The sequence below is a fragment of the Pseudomonas sp. PVC-5-1 genome, from assembly GCF_057444345.1.
On the sequence record NZ_CM172024.1, the window covers coordinates 2,269,335 to 2,289,086 of the forward strand.

Below are 19,752 nucleotides of genomic sequence, written 5' to 3' on the forward strand. Positions count from 1 at the left end.
TATTCAGCCAAACCGGACTGACAGGTCGAGTGAGAATGAACCGTCGCAAGAAGATCAAGCAGCTACTGCAGGCGCACGCCAAGAAGGCCAGTGCCAAGCTGGCGCCGCGCAAGCCCAAGTACATTTGCAAGGCCGACCGTTTGAAGATGGAGGCCGAGGCTGCGGGGGATACCCCCACCTGACTGGCTGGCGCGGACCTTGTAGGAGCGGCCTTGTGTCGCGATCGGGCCGCAGAGCGGCCCCACGATTTCTGCATTGAAGCAGATATCGCCGGGGCCGCTTTGCGGCCCGATCGCGACACAAGGCCACTCCTACAGGGCTCGCGTTGGCTGCTTGCGGTCAGCGGCGATAGTAGCGGTGGTCATCATTGTAGCGGTGGTGCATGGCCCGCTCATGGCGGTGCTCCCAGTCGCGGCGCCGTTCCCAGTCGCGTCGGCGTTCCCAGTCTCGCCGGCGCTCCCAATCACGGCGGGCCTGCTCGCGGCGCCACTGTTCGCGGCGCCAGTCGCTGCGGTGGTCATGCCAGCGGTCGTCATCGTGGGCCAGCAACGTGGCTGGCTGTTCATCGGCCACACTGGCCACCCTGGACCAGGGGTTGCCGGCAGGCTGCAACGGTGATTGAACCGCCGGGGCAGCCACTGCGGGCGCCTTCATCTGTGTTGCCGATGCCGTGCCCATCGCCGCGAACGAGAACAGGCCGAGCAGCATCAACCTTGCGACATGTATTTTCATGAGCGAAGCCAACCTCTGATAACAATTGAGCCATCAGGCCAGCAGGTGTCGGGCGAACCTAGTCTCGCGTTCCGTTTCCTTTCTGTGCCTCCCACATAGACCGGTAAACGGGAAAAAGTTCGCAGCGGCAACAACTTGTAGAACTTCAGCGCTTCAAAAAAGGGCACCTTGCGCCTATGACAACACAAAACAAGCTGTACCTGTGGCAGCGGAGCTCATTTACCATGGCGGCCGTTTTTGACCATTACCAAGGAAACCCGCCATGAGCGCCCCCCAGTTTCGCACCCCCACAGTCGCCGATGCCGAACGCTGCTATGCCATCGAAATCGGTGCCTACGAAGGCGACGAGGCGGCCACGCTGGAGAAGATCCGCACCCGCATCGCGCAGTATCCGCAGGGCTTCCTGGTGCTGGAAAACGCGGGCGAGATCGTCGGTTTCATCAATAGCGGCTGTGCCCACGAAGTGGTGATGTCCGATGAGGCATTCAAGGAGTTGGTCGGGCACGACCCGGCGGCGCCAAACGTGGTGATCATGTCGGTGGTGGTTGACCCGGCGTACCAGGGCAAAGGCTACGCCAAGCAGTTGATGGATGAATTCATCGCACGCATGAAGGCGGCGGGCAAGCTGACCATTCACCTGATGTGCAAGGAACAGCATGTGGCGTTGTACCGGAAGCTGGGCTATCAGTACGTGAAACCGTCGCCGTCGGACCACGGCGGCATGGCCTGGCATGAGATGCTCATGGTCCTCTGATTTCGCAAGACACGGCAGCGTTGCCGGCGATGGGCCGCCAAGGCGGCCCCGAATGGTTGCTTATTCGCCGCTGACCAACTGGCGTGCCAACTGGTTGTGGCGCTCCAGCACCCGTGGCAGGTCGACCGTGGCCAGCTGGCCGTCCTTCACCACTACACGGCCATTGATGACACTGGTGTGCACCTGGGTCGGGGTGCAGAACACCAGCGCCGCCAACGGGTCGTGGTGGCCACCGGCATAGGCCACGTGGCCAAGGTCGAAGGCGACGAAATCGGCCACCATGCCTGGCGCCAGTGCGCCAATGTCATTGCGGTTGAGCACCTTGGCGCCGCCGAGCGTTGCAATTTCCAGCGCCTCGCGCGCAGTCATCGCGTCGGGGCCGAAACCAACCCGTTGCAGCAGCAAGGCCTGGCGCACTTCACCGATCATGCTGGCGCCGTCGTTGGATGCCGAACCGTCGACCCCAAGGCCCACCGGCACCCCATGGTCGCGCATCTTGCGCACCGGCGCGATGCCCGAGGCCAGGCGCATGTTCGAGCATGGGCAGTGGGCGACACCCGTGCCGGTGCGGGCGAACAGCTCGATGCCATGCTGGTCGAGTTGCACGCAATGGGCGTGCCAAACGTCGTGGCCGACCCAGCCGAGGTCTTCGGCATATTCGGCGGGGGTCATGCCGAACTTCTCGCGGCTGTAGGCGATGTCGTTGACGTTCTCGGCCAGGTGGGTGTGCAACGACACCCCGTACTGGCGCGCCAGCACGGCTGCTTCGCGCATCAGGTCGCGGCTGACCGAGAACGGCGAGCAGGGCGCCACCACGATGCGGCGCATCGAGCCGTGGCTGGCGTCGTGATAGTCCTCGATCAGGCGCTGGGATTCCTTGAGGATGTCGGCTTCCTTTTCCACCACCGAATCAGGCGGCAGTCCGCCCTGGCTGCGGCCCACGCTCATGCTGCCGCGCGCGGCGTGGAAGCGCATGCCGATCTCGTCGGCGGCATGGATGCTGTCGTCGAGCTTGCAGCCGTTGGGGTAGATGTACAGGTGGTCGCTGGAGGTGGTGCAGCCGGACAGGATCAGTTCGGCCATGGCGGTCTGGGTCGACACCGCGATCATCTCGGGGGTCAGGCGTGCCCAGATCGGGTACAGGTTGGTCAGCCAGTTGAACAGTTCGCCGTCCTGGGCTGCCGGTACCACGCGGGTGAGGCTCTGGTACATGTGGTGGTGGGTGTTGACCAGGCCCGGGATGACCACCTTGCCGGCCATGTCCAGCACCACATCGGCGTGCTGTGGCAGGGTATCGCTGGGGCCGACCTGACGGATCAGGTTGCCTTCGATGAACATTCCGCCGTTCTTGAGCTCGCGGCGTTCGCCGTCCATGGTGACCAGCAGTTCGGCGTTTTTGACCAGTAGCGTTCTTGGAGCATTTGTAGATGACATGGCTTAAGCCTGTCGCAATACGCATCGGCGATTACCGATGTCATAGGCGCATGGCATTGTAAGCAAGGTTTTTGTGGATTGTATACAGGGCTGGTAATCCTGTGCCGGCCTCTTCGCGGGCTTGCCCGCTCCCACAGGTACGGCACAGTTCTGGAATTCTGTGCAGTACCTGTGGGAGCGGGCGAGCCCGCGAAGAGGCCAGTACAGGCTACCTCAATGTCAGATCAAACCGCCCCACGGCTGGCGACCCCATCCACCAACCGCGCAATCCCCAGCGGGTTGGCACTTTTCAGCGCCTCCGGCAGCAGCGCATCCGGGTAGTTCTGGAAGCACACCGGGCGCAGGAAGCGGTCGATGGCCAAGGTACCGACCGAAGTGCCTCGGGCATCGGAGGTGGCCGGGTATGGCCCGCCATGCACCATCGCGTCCGATACCTCAACGCCGGTCGGGTAGCCGTTCAGCAGCAGGCGCCCGGCCTTGCGCTCCAGCAGCGGCACCAGCGCAGCAAAGGCACGCAGGTCGTCCGGTTCGGCAATCAGGGTGGCCGTCAGCTGGCCTTGCAGGTGGCGCAGCGCTTCGGCCAGTTGCTGGGCATCGGCCACTTCCACCACCACGGTGGCCGGGCCGAACACTTCTTCCTGCAGCAGCGGGTCGCTGTCCAGCAGCAGGCTCACGTCCGCCTTGAACAGCTGCGGCTGGGCCTGCTTGCCGGCTTGTGGCTGCCCGGCCAGGTGCTGGATGCCAGGGTGCGCCAGCAGGTGCTGTACACCGCTCTGGTAGCTGCGCAGGGTGCCGGCGTTGAGCATGGTCTGCGGCGCCTGGTCGGCCATGCGCGCCACCAGCGTGTGCACGAAGCGTTCGAACTGCGGCGACTTGATGCCCACCACCAGGCCCGGGTTGGTGCAGAACTGCCCGCAACCCAGCACTACCGAGGCGGCCAGTTCGCCGGCTACCTGCTCGCCACGGGCCTGCAGGGCCTGGGGCAGGACAATTACCGGGTTGATGCTGCTCATTTCGGCGAACACCGGGATCGGCTGCGGGCGCGCAGCCGCCATGTCGCACAGGGCGCGACCACCACGCAGCGACCCGGTGAAGCCGACCGCCTGGATGGCCGGGTGCTTGACCAGTGCTTCACCCACGCCGGCGCCATAGATCATGTTGAACACACCTGCTGGCATGCCGCTGCCGGCCACCGCGCGGTCAATGGCCGCGGCCACGTGGGCAGCGGTCAGCATGTGCCCGCTGTGGGCCTTGAACACCACCGGGCAGCCGGCCGCCAGCGCCGAGGCGGTATCACCGCCGGCGGTGGAGAAGGCCAGCGGGAAGTTGCTGGCACCGAATACGGCCACCGGGCCGACGCCGATGCGGTACTGGCGCAGGTCCGGGCGTGGCAGCGGGGTGCGCTCGGGCTGCGCACGGTCGATGCGCGCACCGAGGAAATCGCCACGGCGCACCACATCGGCGAACAGGCGCAGCTGGTTGCTGGTGCGGGCACGCTCGCCGCGGATGCGTGCCTCGGGTAGAGCGGTTTCGCGCATCACATGCTGGACGAAGTCATCGCCCAGTGCGTCCAGTTCGTTGGCGATGGCGTCGAGGAAGGCGGCGCGCTGTGCCGGGCTGGTGCTGCGGTAGGCCGGGTAGGCAGCCTCGGCGGCCTGCACGGCGGCATCGACTTCGTCGCTGGTCGCCTGGTGGAAGGCGTATGGCAGAGGCTCGCCGGTGTGGGCGTCGACGCTGTTCAGCAGCACTTCACCGTTGCCGCTGAGCTGGCCGGCGATGTGGTTCAGGCGATGTTCGATGGACATTTCGTTTCCCGTTGGCAATGACAGTCGATGGGCTGGGACTGTAGGGGGCGAAATGCGTGCTGAATAATGATTAATGCGGATCAGGTGATAACGTTCTGTTATCGCGTGGCCTGCTATTGAGGAACAATGTTCGAGCGTGTGCCATTCCCTGTGGGAGCGGGCGCGCCCGCGAAGCGCCCGACACGGTGTATGGCACCGGCTTTGCCGGTGTTCGCGGGCACGCCCGCTCCCACAACGACCGCGCAGGCGTCCAGGTCTGGGCAAGGCGGTTGTGGGGGCGCTGTTTATGTCACTCGGCCATCTGCAACTCAGGCAGCTTCACCCGGAACGCGCGGGTCAGCCCCAGCAGCACCACAAGGCCCATGCCCATCCAGCACAAACCGATGGTAAACGACAGGCTGGTAAGGCTGCTCCACAGCCACAACGTGCTGAGGAAGCCCAGGCCGGGAATGGCGCCATACAGCAAGTAGTTGCGACCACCACGCAGCTTCTGGTCGATGAGGTAGTGCTTGACCACGGCCAGGTTCACCGCCGAAAAGGCGAACAGCGCGCCAAAGCTGATCATGTTTGCCACCGTGTCGAGGGTGATCACCAAGGCAATCAGCGACAGCAGGCTGACCAGCAGGATGGCCGTGGCCGGTACGCGCTTTTTCGTCACCAGCTGGCCGAACGCGCGGGGCAACGCACCGTCGCGGCCCATGGCGAACAGCACTCGCGACACGCTGGCCTGGGACACCATGGCCGAGGCGAAGCAGCCGGCCACGTAGGTGGCGGTGAAGGCGGTCACCAGCAGCTCGCCGCCAACCCGGCGCATCACATCCACCGACGCCGAGTCCGGGTCGGCGAAGCTGCCCCAGTCAGGGAACACCATCTGTGCGCAGTACGATACCACCAGGAACAACATGCCGCCGATCAGCGACACGGCAAGGATTGCCACGGGAATGCGGTAGGTCGGGTTGCTGGTTTCCTCGGCCATGGTCGAGACCGCATCGAAGCCCAGGAACGACAGGCACAGCACGGCGGCGCCGGTCATGATCAACGGCACGCTGAAGCCTTCGTGGTGGAACGGCGCCAGCAGCGACACCGGCTGCGCCTGCCCGCTGAGGTTGTGGATGGACAGGGCGACGAACACGACGATGAACACCAGTTGCACCACCACCAGGATCCAGTTCACCCGGGTGATCGACTCGATGCCGATCAGGTTGAGGAAGGTGACCAGGGCAATGGAGCCCGCCACCCACACCCAGGCGTGGATGGCCGGGAAGTACTCCGACATGTAGATGCCGATCAGCAGGTAGCTGAGCAGCGGCAGGAAGATGTAGTCGAGCAGCAGGGTCCAGCCGGTGATGAAACCGATGTGGCTGCCGAACGCCTTGCGGGTGTAGGTGTAGACCGAGCCGGAGTAGGGGTGGGCCTGGACCATGCGGCCATAGCTGTAGGCGGTCAGCAGCATGGCGGCGAGGGTCAGCAGGTAGGCGATGGGCAGGTGCCCCTTGGTCATCTGGGTGACCAGCCCATAGGTGGTGAATACTGCAAGTGGGACCATGTAGGCCAGGCCGAACAGCACCAGGGCGGGCAGCCCCATGGACTTGCGGAAACGGCCGTTACTGGCGGTGGGTTGCGACGGGCTATGTGCAGGGCTATGGGCTGTACTTGTTGTTGTATGCATTGCTAACTCCTGGAAAGGGATGCAGGACGCCGCGGTATGCGAGCGGGCTCGATACCGGTGGGTGTTGTGCAAGGAGGTCGAGCGGGTGGCTCGCAGCGCTGGGGCGGGTTGATGCTCCCACACCCCGTCGGTACCCGGAATCACCCTTTGGGGTGAGCCGGGAGGGGGCTTTGCCGGCTCACCCCAAAGGGTGATTTCGGTGTTTGCAGTGCCATGGGAGTATCTGGCCAACGACGCACCGCACTGGCGGCGGTGCCTTTACTTGAGACGGCAGGCCCACAGTGACTGATCAATTGCTTTCGCAACAGTGGTTCGAGCACCTGGCCAAGGTCACCGAGGCGATCGGCCGACCGGGCTTTGCCGCCTCCCTGTTTGCTGCGTTTGGCGTGATCCGACCGATCCAGGCGACCACGGTGTACCTGTACCCGCACGACGGCATGCCCTGCGCGCTGTTCGAGCAGGACGACAAGGCGCCCTGGCAGCCCGAGGGCAATGTCAGCCGCTACCTGTCCGGCTTCTATCTGCTCGACCCGTTCTACGGCGCCTGTGTGGAGCAGGTCGAGTCCGGCTGCTACGGCCTGTTCGAAGTGGCGCCCGACCATTTCGAGGTCAGCGAGTACTACCAGTCGTTCTACCGGCACTCGCACCTGGAGGATGAGCTCAACTACATCCTGCAGGTCGCGCCCGGGCAGAGCCTGGCAGTATCGCTGGCGTTCACCGACAAGCTCGATGGGCAAACCCGTGCGTTGTTCGCGCGTATCACGCCCTGGGTGCTGGCGGTGCTCAGCAAGCATTTCGCCGGGCTGGACAGCCGCGCCGGGCGCTTCGAGAACATTCTCGAGCAGCGCATCCACGCGGCGCTGAACAACTTCGGCAGCTCGCTGCTGACCGAGCGTGAATGCCGCATCGCCCAGCTGATCCTGCGGGGCCACTCGACCAAGTCGCTGGCCGAGCGCCTGGGGGTGTCGGAGGACACCATCAAGTCACACCGCAAGAACGTCTACGCCAAGCTCGACATCGGCACCCAGTCCGAGCTGTTCTCCCTGTTCATCGACGCGCTGGCCAATGCCCAGGGCGTGCTGGGCAAGGACCCGCTGGAAAGCTACATGGGCAAGCTGCGCTGATCGCAAGCCACCCTGCAACCCCACCGCAAAGGAAAACCAACAATGAATGCGCCTTTCGCCCCGCAACGCCAGACCCGTGACTACCAGGCAGCCGATGCCGCGCACCACATCCATGCCTTCCTCGACCAGAAGGCGCTGAACGCCGAAGGGCCACGAGTGATCGTCGGTGGCGAACGCCTGCACCTGTGGGACAGCGAGGGCAAGCGCTACCTGGACGGCATGTCCGGCCTGTGGTGCACCCAGCTCGGCTACGGCCGCCGCGACCTGACAGCCGCAGCTGCCACGCAGATGGACCAGTTGGCTTACTACAACATGTTCTTCCACACCACCCACCCGGCGGTGATCGAACTGTCCGAGCTGCTGTTCAGCCTGTTGCCAGGGCACTACAGCCACGCGATCTACACCAACTCCGGCTCCGAGGCCAACGAGGTGCTGATCCGTACCGTGCGCCGCTACTGGCAGGTGGTCGGCCAGCCGGACAAGAAGATCATGATCGGCCGCTGGAACGGTTACCACGGCTCGACCCTGGCGGCCACGGCGCTGGGTGGCATGAAGTTCATGCACGAAATGGGCGGGTTGATCCCGGATGTGGCGCACATCGACGAACCATACTGGTACGCCGAGGGCGGCGAGCTGACCCCGGCCGAGTTCGGCCGCCGCTGCGCCCTGCAGCTGGAGGAGAAGATCCTCGAACTGGGGGCCGAGAACGTCGCCGGCTTTATCGCCGAGCCGTTCCAGGGCGCGGGCGGCATGATCTTTCCGCCGGAAAGCTACTGGCCCGAGATCCAGCGCATCTGCCGCCAGTACGACGTGCTGCTGTGCGCCGATGAAGTGATCGGCGGCTTTGGCCGCACTGGTGAATGGTTTGCCCACGAGTACTTCGGCTTCGAGCCCGACACCCTGTCCATCGCCAAGGGCCTGACCAGCGGCTACGTGCCCATGGGTGGCCTGGTGCTGAGCAAGCGCATTGCCGAGGCGCTGGTGGAGCGGGGCGGGGTGTTCGCCCACGGCCTGACCTATTCCGGCCACCCAGTGGCGGCGGCGGTGGCCATCGCCAACCTGAAGGCGCTGCGTGACGAAGGCATCGTGCGCCAGGTGAAGGACGACACCGGGCCGTACCTGCAACGCATCCTGCGCGAGGTGTTCGCCGACCACCCGTTGATCGGCCAGGTGCAGGGTGCCGGGTTGGTGGCGGCGCTGCAGTTCGCCGAGCACAAGCCGACGCGCAAGCGCTTTGCCAACGAGAACGACCTGGCATGGCAGTGCCGCACCTTCGGTTTCGAGGAAGGGGTGATCATTCGCTCGACCCTGGGCCGGATGATCATGGCGCCGGCACTGATCGCCAACCACAGCGAGCTGGATGAGCTGGTAGAGAAGACCCGCATTGCCGTGGACCGCACGGCGCGCCTGGTCGGCAAACTCTAAACCGCTGATCCCTGTGGGAGCGGGCAAGCCCGCGAACACCGGCGAAGCCGGTGCCATCCACCGTGTCGCCTGGTTCGCGGGCATGCCCGCTCCCACAGAGGGAGTGCGGCGTGCTTGCGGACTGTGTGGTACCTGTTACTTGCGCAAGACGACCGCACGACGGTCGCCTGGAGTACAAATGTACACTCTCGGATTCTGGCAACAACGTGCCTCGGACCTCTACCTCCCGGCCAATGCACTGATCGACGGCAAGCCCGTCAACGCACAGGACGGCGCCACCTTCGCCGCCATCAACCCCGCCACCAACAAGGTATTGGCCCAGGTCACCGCCTGCGGCCAGGCCGAGGTCGACCTGGCCGTCGCCAGCGCCCGCAGGGCTTTCGAACAAGGCCCATGGCCGCGCATGGCCCCGGGTGAGCGCAAGAAAGTGCTGCTGCGCCTGGCCGAGCTGATCCTGGCCCATCGCGAAGAACTGGCCCTGCTCGACTCGCTGAACATGGGCAAGCCGGTCATGGACGCCTACAACATCGACGTGCCGGGCTCGGCGCAGGTGTTCGCCTGGTATGGCGAGGCGCTGGACAAGCTGTACGACCAGGTGGCACCCACCGCGCCCAACGCGTTGGCCACCATCACCCGCGAAGCCCTCGGCGTGGTCGCCGCCGTGGTGCCGTGGAACTTCCCGCTCGACATGGCCGCCTGGAAGCTCGCCCCGGCGCTGGCTGCCGGCAACAGCGTGGTGCTCAAGCCCGCCGAGCAATCACCGTTCTCGGCCCTGCGCCTGGCCCAGCTGGCGCTGCAGGCCGGTGTGCCGGAAGGTGTGCTGAACGTGGTGCCGGGCCTGGGCGAGCAGGCCGGGCAGGCACTGGGCCTGCACCCGGACGTGGACTGCCTGGTGTTCACCGGCTCCACCCAGGTGGGCAAGTACTTCATGCAGTATTCGGCCCAGTCCAACCTCAAGCAGGTATGGCTGGAGTGCGGCGGCAAGAGCCCCAACCTGGTGTTCGAAAACTGCCAGGACCTGGACCTGGCTGCGGAAAAGGCGGCATTCGGCATCTTCTTCAACCAGGGCGAAGTGTGCTCGGCCAACTCGCGGCTGTACGTGCAGCGCTCCATCCATGACGAGTTCATCGAGCGCCTGCAGGCCAAGGCCCGCCAGTGGCTGCCAGGCAACCCGCTGGACCCGGCGAGCCGTGCCGGTGCAATTGTCGATGCCGGGCAAACTGGCCGGATCGAAGCCGCCATCGCCCGCGCCGGGCAGGATGGCGCGCGGTTGGTGTGCGGTGGTCGGCGGCTGACTATCGATGGTTCGGACAATTATATCGAGCCGACCATTTTTGCCGGTGTCGATGGCCGTATGAGCCTGGCGCGGGAAGAGGTATTCGGGCCGGTGCTGGCGGTCAGTGCCTTCGACAGTGAAGAGCAGGCCGTGCGCCTGGCCAACGACAGCATCTATGGGCTGGCGGCGTCGGTGTGGAGCGATGACTTCAACCAGGTGCACCGCGTGGCGCGGGCGTTGAAGGCCGGCACCGTGTCGGTGAACACGGTCGATGCGCTGGATGTGACGGTGCCGTTCGGCGGCGGCAGGCAGTCCGGGTTTGGCCGCGACCTGTCGCTGCACTCGTTCGACAAGTATTCGCAGCTCAAGACCACCTGGTACCAGTTGCGCGCCTGATACATCCGATCTTGCACCGTGTCGCCTGTTTCGCGGGCTCGCCCGCTCCCACAGGTACTGCACTGGCTGCGGTGCTGCGCGGTCCCTGTGGGAGCGGGCAAGCCCGCGAAGCAGGCGACGCGGTACCCGGATCATTCATGGCGTTCCGTTAATTTTCCTTGCCAACCCGGCAGAAAGCTCGGGTCCGCTCTACACTGCTGCCAAGATAGGGCAGGGCTATGTGCCGCCACGCCCCCCCCGTCTCGCTGCCTGCGAATGGCTTCTGCCTGCATGATCGTCCTGGCTGCCCCGTCAAACCGCCATACATGGAGTACCTGAGATGGGCTGCGTGTCGAATGGTCGTGCTGCTGGCAACGCCGGACGTGGCATTTCACTGCAGTGGCTGGTGGCACTCGCCATCGTGCTGGGCATGTTGCTGCTCGGCGCCGCCCTGGCCTGGCAGGGCTATCACGGCATTCGTCAGACCTTGGTGGCCGCAGCGGGTGATTCTGCCCAGCAAATAGGCAAGACCATCGACGAGCGCGCCCGGCGCCTGATCGACCCCGTGCACAGCAGCATCCGCCTGCTCGCCCACAACCCGGCCGCGCAAACCCCGGCTCAGCGCCTGGAACGCTTGCCGCAACTGGTCGAGACGCTGGACGCCAACCGCATGCTAAGTGCTGCCTACATGGGTTACCCCAGTGGTGAGTTCCTGCTGGTGCGCCGCTTGCGTGACCCGCAGTTGCTGCAGCGTTTCGCTGCGCCGCCGGGCACGGTATTTCTGGTGCAGAGCGTCAGCCGTGAGGGCGGGGCGGTGCAGGGTGAATGGCGCTTCTACGACCGCTCGCTGAACCTGCTGCAGGCCCAGGCCAAGCCTGAATACCGCTACGATCCGCGCACGCGCCCATGGTTTGTCGAAGCCAGTGCCCAGCCCACCACCGTGCTGACCCACCCCTATGTGTTCTTCACCACCCGCGAGATCGGCCTGACCATGGCCCAGCGCAGCCTCGACGGCGGGGCGGTGATCGGCATGGACGTTTCGGTCGACGACCTGGCCAGTGAGACTCAGGGCCTGCGCATGACCCCCGGCACCGAGATCGTCGTGATCGACGACCAGGGCAGCGTGGTGGCCTACCCGGACCTGCAGCGGGTAATCGTGCACGAAGGGCAGGCCGTGCGCTTGTCGCGCATCGCCGAACTGGGCATCCCCAGCCTGGAGCACCTTTACGCCGACCTGCCGCAAGGCACCTGGCCGCAGCCTTATCAGGTGGACGGGCAGACCTGGTATGGCATGCGTGTGCAACTGACCAACCTGGCCGGGCAGGACCTGCAGGTGCTGATTGCCGTGCCAGGCCATGAGTTGCTGGCCGGTGCACGCAAGGTACTGCTCGAACAGTTGCTCTGGACCGCTGCCCTGATAAGCGTGCTGCTGGTGCTGGGTGGTGTGCTTGGCCGGCGTATCGGCCGCCCGTTGCGGTTGCTGGCTGAACAGGTACAAGGCCTGGCCGGCTTTGATTTCAGCCGCGAAGTCGGGGTGCGCTCGCGGGTATCCGAAGTGCGCGAGCTGAGCCGCGTGCTTAGCCGCATGTCCGGCACCATCCGCAGCTTTCAGGCGATTACCCTCACACTCAGCAGCGAGCGCGACCTGGAACGCATGCTCGACGGTGTGTTGACCCATCTGGTGGAAGCCGCCGGGGGCAGTGCCGGCGTGGTTTACCTGTTCGATGCCGAACACGCCTTGCTGCGCCTGGCCGCTGCCTGCCATGGCGAGCAGTACCCTGGCGAGCTGGCCGTGGACGAGACTGCCCAGCAGCACCTGGCCACGGCAGTGAGCCAGGCCCTCGGCCTGCATGAGGGCACCCTGGCCTTGGTGCTGAATGACCGTAGCCAGGCGCTGCTGGGCATATTGATCCTGCAACTGGGCGATGGACATGTACACGAGCAGGCAGGCCAGCCGTTGCGCAGCTTTGTCGCGGAACTGTCCGGGGTGGCGGCGGTGGCCATCGAGACGCGCCAGCTGGCCGAAGCCCAGCAACGCCTGCTGGATGCCATGATCAAGTTGCTGGCCGATGCCATCGATGCCAAGAGCCCCTATACCGGTGGCCATTGCGAGCGGGTGCCACAACTGGCGCAGATGCTGCTGGACCAGGCGGTGGCGGCCGAAACCGGCCCGTACGCCAGTTTCAGCATGACCGCGGCTGAACGCTACGAATTCCACGTCGCGGCCTGGCTGCACGACTGTGGCAAGGTCACCAGCCCCGAGTATGTAGTGGACAAGGCGACCAAGCTGGAAACCTTGTACAACCGTATCCACGAGGTACGCATGCGTTTCGAGGTGCTCTGGCGGGATGCCGAGCTGGCTTATTGGCAAGGCCTGGCCAGCGCTGGCGACCAGCAGGCGCTGCAAGCCACCCTGGTGCGCAGCCAGGCGCAGCTGCAGGACGACTTCGCCTTCGTCGCCCAGGCCAACATCGGCGGCGAGTTCATGCAGGACGCCGACATCGAGCGCCTGCAGCAGATTGGCCAGCGCCTTTGGCAGCGCCATTTCGACAACCGCCTGGGCATCTCCCGTGATGAGCTGGAGCGCTTTGCCGACGTGCCTTCACCTGCGCTACCGGTTTACGAGCCACTACTGGCCGACCGCCCCGAGCATTGCGTGCCCTGGGGCCCCCGCAAGCCGCCGGTGGCCAAGGACGACCCGCGCAACCGCTGGGGCTTCGACATGCGCCTGCCGGCCTGTGCCAGCAATTACGGCGAGCTGTACAACCTGGCGATCCGCCGCGGCACGCTGAATGACGAGGAACGTTTCAAGATCAACGAACACATCGTGCAGACCATCATCATGCTCAGTTCCTTGCCGTTCCCCCGCCAGCTCAAGCGGGTTCCGGACATCGCAGGCAACCACCACGAAAAAATGGACGGCAGCGGCTACCCGCGCAGGCTGGGCGAGCAGGACCTGGGCATTGCCGAGCGGGTGATGGCGATTGCCGACATCTTCGAGGCGCTTACCGCGGCCGACCGGCCCTACAAGGCGCCGAAGACCTTGTCCGAGTCGGTGAAGATCCTGGTGGGCATGGCCCGCGGCGGGCACATCGACGGCCAGTTGCTTGAGCTGTTCCTCAGCAGCGGGGTGTACCGCCAGTATGCCGAGCGGTTCCTGCGTGCCGAGCAGATCGACGAGGTGGACGTGGCGTACTGGCTGGGGCAGATGCGTTGCCCGGCTTGAGCGAAAAATCAGATTTAGCCCCTTCCTTGTAGGCCATTTCCCAAAGATACTCACGCCGCCTGTTTCCCGTTGCGGCCGCTTTGGCAGCGCTCTAGTCTCGGCGGGTCGCTGCACATCAGCGATCGGCTTTGACAGGCCGCGACGAGATACTTCGCATGGCTTTGCGCTTCATGGTGGCTGTGCATGGGGCACGTTCGCGTGCGCCGGTTCTGGTATCCGCCGGTCTGTCAACCTATGTACAGCTGCCACCTACTTGTTTGACAGCAGGCCGGTAGTGGCCCAACAAATGGATACCAAAGCATGCTGAAAGTTGTCCCCGATCCACCCCACATCCCCCGATTCCTTCGAAGACACTTTGCACCAGGGCATAAGTAATGTGTTGCCTGTTCTGGCCTCTTCGCGGGCACGCCCGCTCCCACAGGATCTTCACCGTACTCAAGAGTTGCACAGTACCTGTGGGAGCGGGCGTGCCCGCGAAAGGGCCAGTGCAAGCAGTCGAGAAATTTCAGGGGATTCACCAATGACCACAGAAGAGACCCAATTTACCGTCGGCAAGACCACCTTCTACCAAGGCGAAAACGGCACCCATCCACTGTTCCGCATCGAGCCCGGCATCCCCTGCCGCGATGCCCGCGAGCAGTCCTCGGAATTGATGGGCTATGTCCGCGAACTGACCATTACCGGCCTGATGGATGAGAAACCGATGATGATCTGGGCCGCCCATTACCTGAGCGCGATGGCCAAGGCGCTGATGGATGATGCCGAACTGGGCATGAAGCACTGAGGTATCGCAGGCAGGCGCGGTTTCCTGTAGGAGCGGCCTTGTGTCGCGAAAGGGGTGCGAAGCGCCCCCAACGATCTGTGCATCACCGCAAAAACGCCGGGGCCGCTTTGCGGCCCTTTCGCGACACAAGGCCGCTCCTACAGGAATCGCGCCGTCCATGAGGTACAGGGCATGGCCATCAGTGATCGCTCACCTCATTCATACTCCCGCACCCCAGCAATATGCCGCCCGGCCACATAGCCAAAGGTCAGCGCCGGGCCCAGGTTGATACCACCCGACGGATACCAGCCGCCAAACACGCTGGCCATGTCGGTACCCGCCGCATACAGGCCAGCAATCGGCTGCCCAGCTTCATCCAGCACTCGGGCATTCCCGTCGGTGCGCAGCCCGGCAAAGGTGCCAAAGCAGCCGGGCTGCACCTTCACCGCATAGAACGGCCCATGTTCGATGGGCGCCACGCAAGGGTTCGGCCCCTTGTGCTGCGGGTCACCCTGCTTGCGGTTGAACGGTGTGGAACCACGGCCGAACGCCGGGTCCTGGCCGTTGCGGGCATGGTTGTTGAAGTCGCTGACCGTGGCGCGCAACCCTACCGGGTCGATGCCGCAGGCCTGGGCCAACTGCTCGAGGGTGGCAGCCCGCTTGAGATAGCCGCTGCGCACGTGCGGCCACACCGGCAGTGGCGCCGGGCGGGCGTGGCCCAGGCCATAGCGGCGCAGGAAACGGTGGTCGCAGACCAGCCACGAACACACCTCTTCGCCCTGTGGCACCGCCGCGACCATCGCTGACACGTAGTCGTAGTAGCCATGCGCTTCGTTGACGAAACGCTTGCCGTTGGCCAGCACGCCGATGATGCCCGGTTTGCCGCGTTCGATGATGTGCGGGAAATGGCCGACGCTGCCGTCGCGGTGCGGCACTCGCGAAACCGGCGCCCAGGCCACCGGCGACTTCAGGTCGGTAGCGACCACGCCGCCGGCCGACTCGCCCAAGCGCAGGCCGTCACCCGAACAACCCTTGGGAGGCAGGGCCAGGTTGTCATGGCCACTGGCATCGCGCGGGAACAGTTGCTGACGGCGGGCGTTGTCGTTGGGAAAGCCACCCGCCGCAAGCACCACGGCCTTGGCACGGATCAGTTGCTCGCCCTGCGGTGTAGCCACCAGCGCGCCCCGCACCTGGCCATCCTCGACCAGCAGGCGTTTGGCCGGCGCCGATTCCTGCAGGCGCACGCCCAGGTCCTGTGCCGACCTGGCCAGGCGGGCCACCAGCGCCACGCCGTTGACCAGGTGCATCGCCCGGCCATACCGGGCCAGGTGGTACAGGTGGCGGCCAAAGCGTTTGCACACGTGCAGCAAGGCCTTGGGCGAGCGGGTCATGTTGAGGAACGCGGCAAGGTCGGCACCCGCCATGATCGGCATGCCCATGAACGAGGTTTCGCGCATGGTCTTGCGCAGGCGTGGCAGCAGCGCACCCACCTCGCGGGCGTCATAGGGCGCGGCAATCACCTGGTGCCCGCCCTGGGCCGCGCCCGGTGTGTCGCCATGCATGTCGGGGATGCCGTTGCCGTCGGCAAACTGCAGCGCCGTGTGCTTTTCGAAAAACGCCACCATATGCGGGCAGGCTTCGAGGAAGGCGTCGATGAGTTCGGCGTTGTAATACGCCCCCAGTTCATTGCGCAGGTAGGTACGCGGCTGCTCCATGTCCTCCTCGATGCCAGCCCGGCGTGCCAGCGGGTTGCGCGGCACCCAGGCCCAACCACCGGACCAGGCGGTGGCGCCGCCGAACACTGGCTCCTTCTCCACCACGATCACCTTCTGGCCATGCCAGGCCGCCGTCACGGCCGCAGCCAGCCCGGCGGCACCAGAACCTATGACCAGCACATCGCATTCGGTTTCGTAGGGAGCGGAAGGCATTGCGGGATTCCTGTATTGTTATTGGAACAAGGTTCCACATTCTTATAGGCAGCGAATCGGCCCGCAAGGGTATGGCGGCCCTTCCGGGCAAGTAATGGGCGATAACCGGACAGTTCGTGCCGCCCTGGCTGCGGCGGCTATCGGCGGTGTGGAATCATCTTCTAGAATTCGCAGAAATTTCAGGGACCTGTGTCATGGCTGGTAGTCAGATCGAACGCGCCTTCAGTCTTGTAGAAAGCCTTACCGGTGAGCCGCAAGGGCTGCCGTTGCAAACCCTGGCCGAGCGCCTGGATATCCCCAAGAGCGCCACCCATCGCATGCTCACCGAACTGGTGCGGCTGGGCTATGTGCGGCAGAACCGGGATAACAGCCGCTACCAGCTGTCGGCCAAGCTGGTGGCGCTGGGCTTCCGCTACCTGGCCAGCAGCGGTGCCGACATCATTCAGCCGATTCTCGACCGCCTGGCCCAGGACAGCGGCGAACTGGTGCGCCTTGGCGTGATCGACGGCGCCCGCCAGACCTGGATCGCCAAGTCCCAGGGTGCCCGCTCCGGGCTGCGCTATGACCCGGACATGGGCCGCGACGCGCCGCTGTTCTACACCGCGTCCGGGCATGCCTGGCTGGCCAGCCTGGACGATGAGCAGGCGCTGCAGATGGTGTTGCGCCAGGGTATTGCCGACCCGGCGCAGTTCGGCCCGAATGCGCCGCGCTCCACCGACGAGTTGCTCACCTACCTGCGCCGCGCTCGCGAGCGTGGTTATGCCTGGGTCGAGGAAACCTCGGCCATTGGCACCTCGGCCCTGGCTGCGGTGGTGCGCCGCCCGCAAAGTGACGAGGTGATCGGTGTGCTGAGCATCGCCGGGCCCAGTGCGCGCCTGGCGCAAAGCCGCCTGGCAGAACTGGCGCCGCTGTTGCTGGCGGCGGCAGAGGAACTGTCGGCGGCCAGCCGGGCCAGTGAGTTGTTCGCTTGAAGGTGCATTTCCGGTCGATTACCGCACACTCTGTCCTGCGGCTTCTTCTTAAAAGCTGAACCTGGTTCTAAATTGTCGAATGTGGATTGTGGAATCAGATTCCGGAATCCGCATGACAACAATGACAAGAGGACAGGCTGTTGAACGCACCCCTTCGTATTGCCTTGATCGGCGCCGGCAGCATGGGCCGCCAGCATTACCAGCATTTGCTGAATGTGCCGCAGGCCCAGCTGTGCGCTGTGGCCGACCCGGGCCCGCAGGCCGAGGCCTTTGCCGCCGAATGCGGCGTGCCCTGTTTTGCCGACCACCGCCAGATGCTGGAGCACGCGCGCCCCGAGGCAGTGATCGTCGCCAACCCGAACAACCTGCATGTCGCCACCGCCCTGGACTGCGTCGCGGCCGGTGTACCGGTGCTGGTCGAAAAACCGGTGGGCGTGCACCTGGATGAAGTCCGTGCGCTGGTGGAAGCCTCGCGCCGCCACGATGTGCCGGTGCTGGTCGGCCATCACCGCCGGCATAACCCGCTGATCGCCAAGGCTCACCAGGTGATTGCCGACGGCAAGCTGGGCCGACTGATCAACGTCACCGCGCTGTGGCAGTTGCAAAAGCCCGACAGCTATTTCGACACCCCCTGGCGCCGCGAGCCGGGCGCTGGCTTCCTGCTGACCAACCTGATCCATGACCTCGACCTGCTGCGCCACCTGTGCGGCGAGGTGGTACAGGTGCAGGCATTCACCTGCAACGATGTGCGCGGTTTTGCCAACGAGGACAGCGCCGCGGTGCTACTGCAGTTCGCCAATGGAGCATTGGGCAGCCTGACTGGCTCCGACGCGGTGGCCGCGCCGTGGAGCTGGGAGCTGGACTCCGGCGAAAGCCCCGTCTACCCGCGCCAGGATGGCCAACCGTGCTACCTGCTGGCCGGCACCCAGGGGGCCCTGAGCATTCCGCAACTCAAGCGCTGGCACTACGCCGAGGTCGGGTCGGGCTGGCACACGCCGTTGTTGCAGAGCGAGGAAAGCATCCCCGCCGGCGAGGCATTGACCTTGCAGTTGCAACACTTCGTGCGGGTTGCCCGGGGTGAGCAGGCGCCACTGATCGATGCCGCCGATGGTGGTCGTACCCTGGCGCTGGTCCAGGCGATCCGCCAGGCCGCGGAAACTGGCCGGGCCTGTGCGCCCGAGCACATTGCTTGAATTGTCGGGTGACGATAATGACTGAACGAATTTTCTCCCTGGCGGCCCTGACGGTACTCGAGCTTTCCCCGCCGGACATGGTCGAGGCAGCAGCCCGCGCCGGTTACAGCCACGTTGGCCTGCGCCTGGTGCCCGCCACCGAGCAGGAGCAGCATTTCCCGCTGGTGGCCGATGCCGGCCTGCGCCGCCAGACCCAGGCGCGCCTGCGCGACACGGGCATCAAGGTGCTCGACCTGGAGATCCTGAGGCTGAAGCCGGAAACCTGTGTCGCCGATTTCGAGCCGATCCTGGCGGTGGGCGCCGAGCTGGGCGGCACGGAGCTGCTGGTGGCTGGCAACGACCCGGATGAAGCGCGGCTGACCGAGCGCTTTGCTGCGTTGTGTGACCTGGCGGCGGGGTATGGCATTTATCCGCACCTGGAGTTCATGCCTTGGACTGATGTGCGTGACCTGCGCCAGGCCATGCGGGTGGTGGCCAACGCCGACCGTGCCAATGGCTGTGTGCTGGTGGATGCCTTCCACTTCAACCGCTCCGGTTCTTCGCTGGACGATCTGGCGCAACTGGCACCGCAGCGCATGCGCTATGCCCAGCTGTGCGACGTTGCCGGCCCGGTGCCGGCCGAGATGGACGAGATCCTGCGCCAGGCACGCAACGAGCGGCGCTTCCCGGGCGAGGGCGATGCCGATCTGGTCGGCCTGCTGCGCGGTTTGCCGCCAAGTGTGCCGTTGAGCCTGGAGATCCCCACACGGCAGTTGCTGGAACAGGGCATGAGCGGCGAACAGCGTGCGCGCATGGCGCTGGAGAAGGCCATGGCAGTGTTGGCCAGAGTCTGATTGATAGAGCGCGGCGCATGGCACGGGCTACCGCCCGTGTTCGCGGGCACGCCCGCTCCCACAGAGCTGCACATGATTCACTGACCTGGCAGGGGCCTTGTGGGAGCTGCAGATTTGCGGTGAGGCTGATGGCCCTATCGCCGGCAAGCCAGCTCCCACAGGTACAGCGCATGGCTTGAGCCCTGTGGAGCCCTTGTGGGAGCGGCTTTAGCCGCGAACACCGGCGCAGCCGGTGCCAGGCACC

The 19,752-nt window shown here is 65.1% G+C and carries 15 protein-coding genes; 10 read left to right on the top strand and 5 right to left on the bottom strand.

All coding sequences use genetic code 11. From position 1 onward, the window contains the following. Window positions 1–35 precede the first annotated feature (35 nt). Complete coding sequence (locus AC2T3R_RS10285) at window positions 36–182, top strand: DUF2986 domain-containing protein (protein ID WP_023662626.1); 147 nt, start codon at window positions 36–38, stop codon at window positions 180–182. Window positions 183–339: 157 nt separating this feature from the next. On the opposite strand, the gene AC2T3R_RS10290 is transcribed toward AC2T3R_RS10285, so the two are convergent. Next, on the bottom strand, window positions 340–708 hold the full coding sequence (locus AC2T3R_RS10290; protein ID WP_015269978.1) for a hypothetical protein: 369 nt from the start codon (window positions 706–708) through the stop codon (window positions 340–342). 286 nt (window positions 709–994) lie between these two features. Here AC2T3R_RS10290 and AC2T3R_RS10295 point away from each other — a divergent pair, with 286 nt between their 5' ends. Next, window positions 995–1,486, top strand: a complete 492-nt coding sequence (locus AC2T3R_RS10295; protein WP_015269979.1) for a GNAT family N-acetyltransferase — start codon at window positions 995–997, stop codon at window positions 1,484–1,486. A 60-nt stretch (window positions 1,487–1,546) separates the two neighbouring features. Here the strand turns inward: AC2T3R_RS10295 and AC2T3R_RS10300 are convergent, their stop codons facing one another. The 3 genes from AC2T3R_RS10300 to AC2T3R_RS10310 form a co-directional block, all read right to left on the bottom strand. Continuing rightward, entirely contained in the window at window positions 1,547–2,920 is a 1,374-nt protein-coding gene (locus AC2T3R_RS10300) for an 8-oxoguanine deaminase (RefSeq protein WP_410953591.1), read from the bottom strand. A 224-nt stretch (window positions 2,921–3,144) separates the two neighbouring features. Beyond that, window positions 3,145–4,725: an aldehyde dehydrogenase (NADP(+)) gene (locus AC2T3R_RS10305; protein WP_486745041.1), complete on the bottom strand. Its 1,581-nt coding sequence runs from the start codon at window positions 4,723–4,725 to the stop codon at window positions 3,145–3,147. A gap of 289 nt (window positions 4,726–5,014) precedes the next feature. After that, window positions 5,015–6,394: an APC family permease gene (locus tag AC2T3R_RS10310; RefSeq protein ID WP_397462279.1), complete on the bottom strand. Its 1,380-nt coding sequence runs from the start codon at window positions 6,392–6,394 to the stop codon at window positions 5,015–5,017. 281 nt (window positions 6,395–6,675) lie between these two features. Here AC2T3R_RS10310 and AC2T3R_RS10315 point away from each other — a divergent pair, with 281 nt between their 5' ends. From AC2T3R_RS10315 to AC2T3R_RS10335, 5 genes are all read left to right on the top strand, one after another. Beyond that, window positions 6,676–7,518: a helix-turn-helix domain-containing protein gene (locus AC2T3R_RS10315; protein ID WP_054571867.1), complete on the top strand. Its 843-nt coding sequence runs from the start codon at window positions 6,676–6,678 to the stop codon at window positions 7,516–7,518. A gap of 42 nt (window positions 7,519–7,560) precedes the next feature. Next, window positions 7,561–8,943, top strand: coding sequence for an aspartate aminotransferase family protein (locus AC2T3R_RS10320; RefSeq protein ID WP_015269983.1), 1,383 nt, complete (start codon window positions 7,561–7,563; stop codon window positions 8,941–8,943). Between the two features lie 178 nt (window positions 8,944–9,121). Next, entirely contained in the window at window positions 9,122–10,615 is a 1,494-nt protein-coding gene (locus tag AC2T3R_RS10325; protein ID WP_410953586.1) for an aldehyde dehydrogenase, read from the top strand. Window positions 10,616–10,934: 319 nt separating this feature from the next. Next, on the top strand, window positions 10,935–13,820 hold the full coding sequence (locus AC2T3R_RS10330; protein ID WP_486745042.1) for an HD domain-containing phosphohydrolase: 2,886 nt from the start codon (window positions 10,935–10,937) through the stop codon (window positions 13,818–13,820). A 520-nt stretch (window positions 13,821–14,340) separates the two neighbouring features. After that, window positions 14,341–14,604 carry a DUF3077 domain-containing protein gene (locus AC2T3R_RS10335; RefSeq protein WP_015269986.1) on the top strand — a complete coding sequence of 88 codons (264 nt, stop codon included), beginning with the start codon at window positions 14,341–14,343 and terminating at the stop codon, window positions 14,602–14,604. A 194-nt stretch (window positions 14,605–14,798) separates the two neighbouring features. On the opposite strand, the gene AC2T3R_RS10340 is transcribed toward AC2T3R_RS10335, so the two are convergent. Beyond that, window positions 14,799–16,511 carry an FAD-dependent oxidoreductase gene (locus tag AC2T3R_RS10340; RefSeq protein ID WP_486745043.1) on the bottom strand — a complete coding sequence of 571 codons (1,713 nt, stop codon included), beginning with the start codon at window positions 16,509–16,511 and terminating at the stop codon, window positions 14,799–14,801. Between the two features lie 194 nt (window positions 16,512–16,705). Between AC2T3R_RS10340 and AC2T3R_RS10345 the strand changes: the two genes are divergently transcribed. The 3 genes from AC2T3R_RS10345 (at window position 16,706) to AC2T3R_RS10355 (ending at window position 19,508) form a co-directional block, all read left to right on the top strand. Then, the gene (locus tag AC2T3R_RS10345) at window positions 16,706–17,482 is read left to right on the top strand and encodes an IclR family transcriptional regulator (RefSeq protein WP_085663306.1); all 777 of its coding nucleotides are present in this window, start codon (window positions 16,706–16,708) and stop codon (window positions 17,480–17,482) included. Window positions 17,483–17,622: 140 nt separating this feature from the next. Then, window positions 17,623–18,675: a Gfo/Idh/MocA family protein gene (locus AC2T3R_RS10350; RefSeq protein ID WP_486745044.1), complete on the top strand. Its 1,053-nt coding sequence runs from the start codon at window positions 17,623–17,625 to the stop codon at window positions 18,673–18,675. Between the two features lie 17 nt (window positions 18,676–18,692). Next, entirely contained in the window at window positions 18,693–19,508 is an 816-nt protein-coding gene (locus AC2T3R_RS10355; RefSeq protein WP_486745045.1) for a sugar phosphate isomerase/epimerase family protein, read from the top strand. Window positions 19,509–19,752: the final 244 nt, after the last annotated feature.

Excerpts from the sequence above, each read along its gene's own strand:
- AC2T3R_RS10320 (WP_015269983.1), top strand. The coding sequence starts at position 7,561 with ATGAATGCGCCTTTCGCCCCGCAACGCCAGACCCGTGACTACCAGGCA.
- AC2T3R_RS10340 (WP_486745043.1), bottom strand. The coding sequence starts at position 16,511 with ATGCCTTCCGCTCCCTACGAAACCGAATGCGATGTGCTGGTCATAGGT.
- AC2T3R_RS10285 (WP_023662626.1), top strand. The coding sequence starts at position 36 with ATGAACCGTCGCAAGAAGATCAAGCAGCTACTGCAGGCGCACGCCAAG.
- AC2T3R_RS10355 (WP_486745045.1), top strand. The coding sequence starts at position 18,693 with ATGACTGAACGAATTTTCTCCCTGGCGGCCCTGACGGTACTCGAGCTT.
- AC2T3R_RS10295 (WP_015269979.1), top strand. The coding sequence starts at position 995 with ATGAGCGCCCCCCAGTTTCGCACCCCCACAGTCGCCGATGCCGAACGC.
- AC2T3R_RS10310 (WP_397462279.1), bottom strand. The coding sequence starts at position 6,394 with ATGCATACAACAACAAGTACAGCCCATAGCCCTGCACATAGCCCGTCG.
- AC2T3R_RS10345 (WP_085663306.1), top strand. The coding sequence starts at position 16,706 with ATGGCTGGTAGTCAGATCGAACGCGCCTTCAGTCTTGTAGAAAGCCTT.
- AC2T3R_RS10305 (WP_486745041.1), bottom strand. The coding sequence starts at position 4,725 with ATGTCCATCGAACATCGCCTGAACCACATCGCCGGCCAGCTCAGCGGC.
- AC2T3R_RS10330 (WP_486745042.1), top strand. The coding sequence starts at position 10,935 with ATGGGCTGCGTGTCGAATGGTCGTGCTGCTGGCAACGCCGGACGTGGC.
- AC2T3R_RS10335 (WP_015269986.1), top strand. The coding sequence starts at position 14,341 with ATGACCACAGAAGAGACCCAATTTACCGTCGGCAAGACCACCTTCTAC.
- AC2T3R_RS10300 (WP_410953591.1), bottom strand. The coding sequence starts at position 2,920 with ATGTCATCTACAAATGCTCCAAGAACGCTACTGGTCAAAAACGCCGAA.
- AC2T3R_RS10290 (WP_015269978.1), bottom strand. The coding sequence starts at position 708 with ATGCTGCTCGGCCTGTTCTCGTTCGCGGCGATGGGCACGGCATCGGCA.
- AC2T3R_RS10325 (WP_410953586.1), top strand. The coding sequence starts at position 9,122 with ATGTACACTCTCGGATTCTGGCAACAACGTGCCTCGGACCTCTACCTC.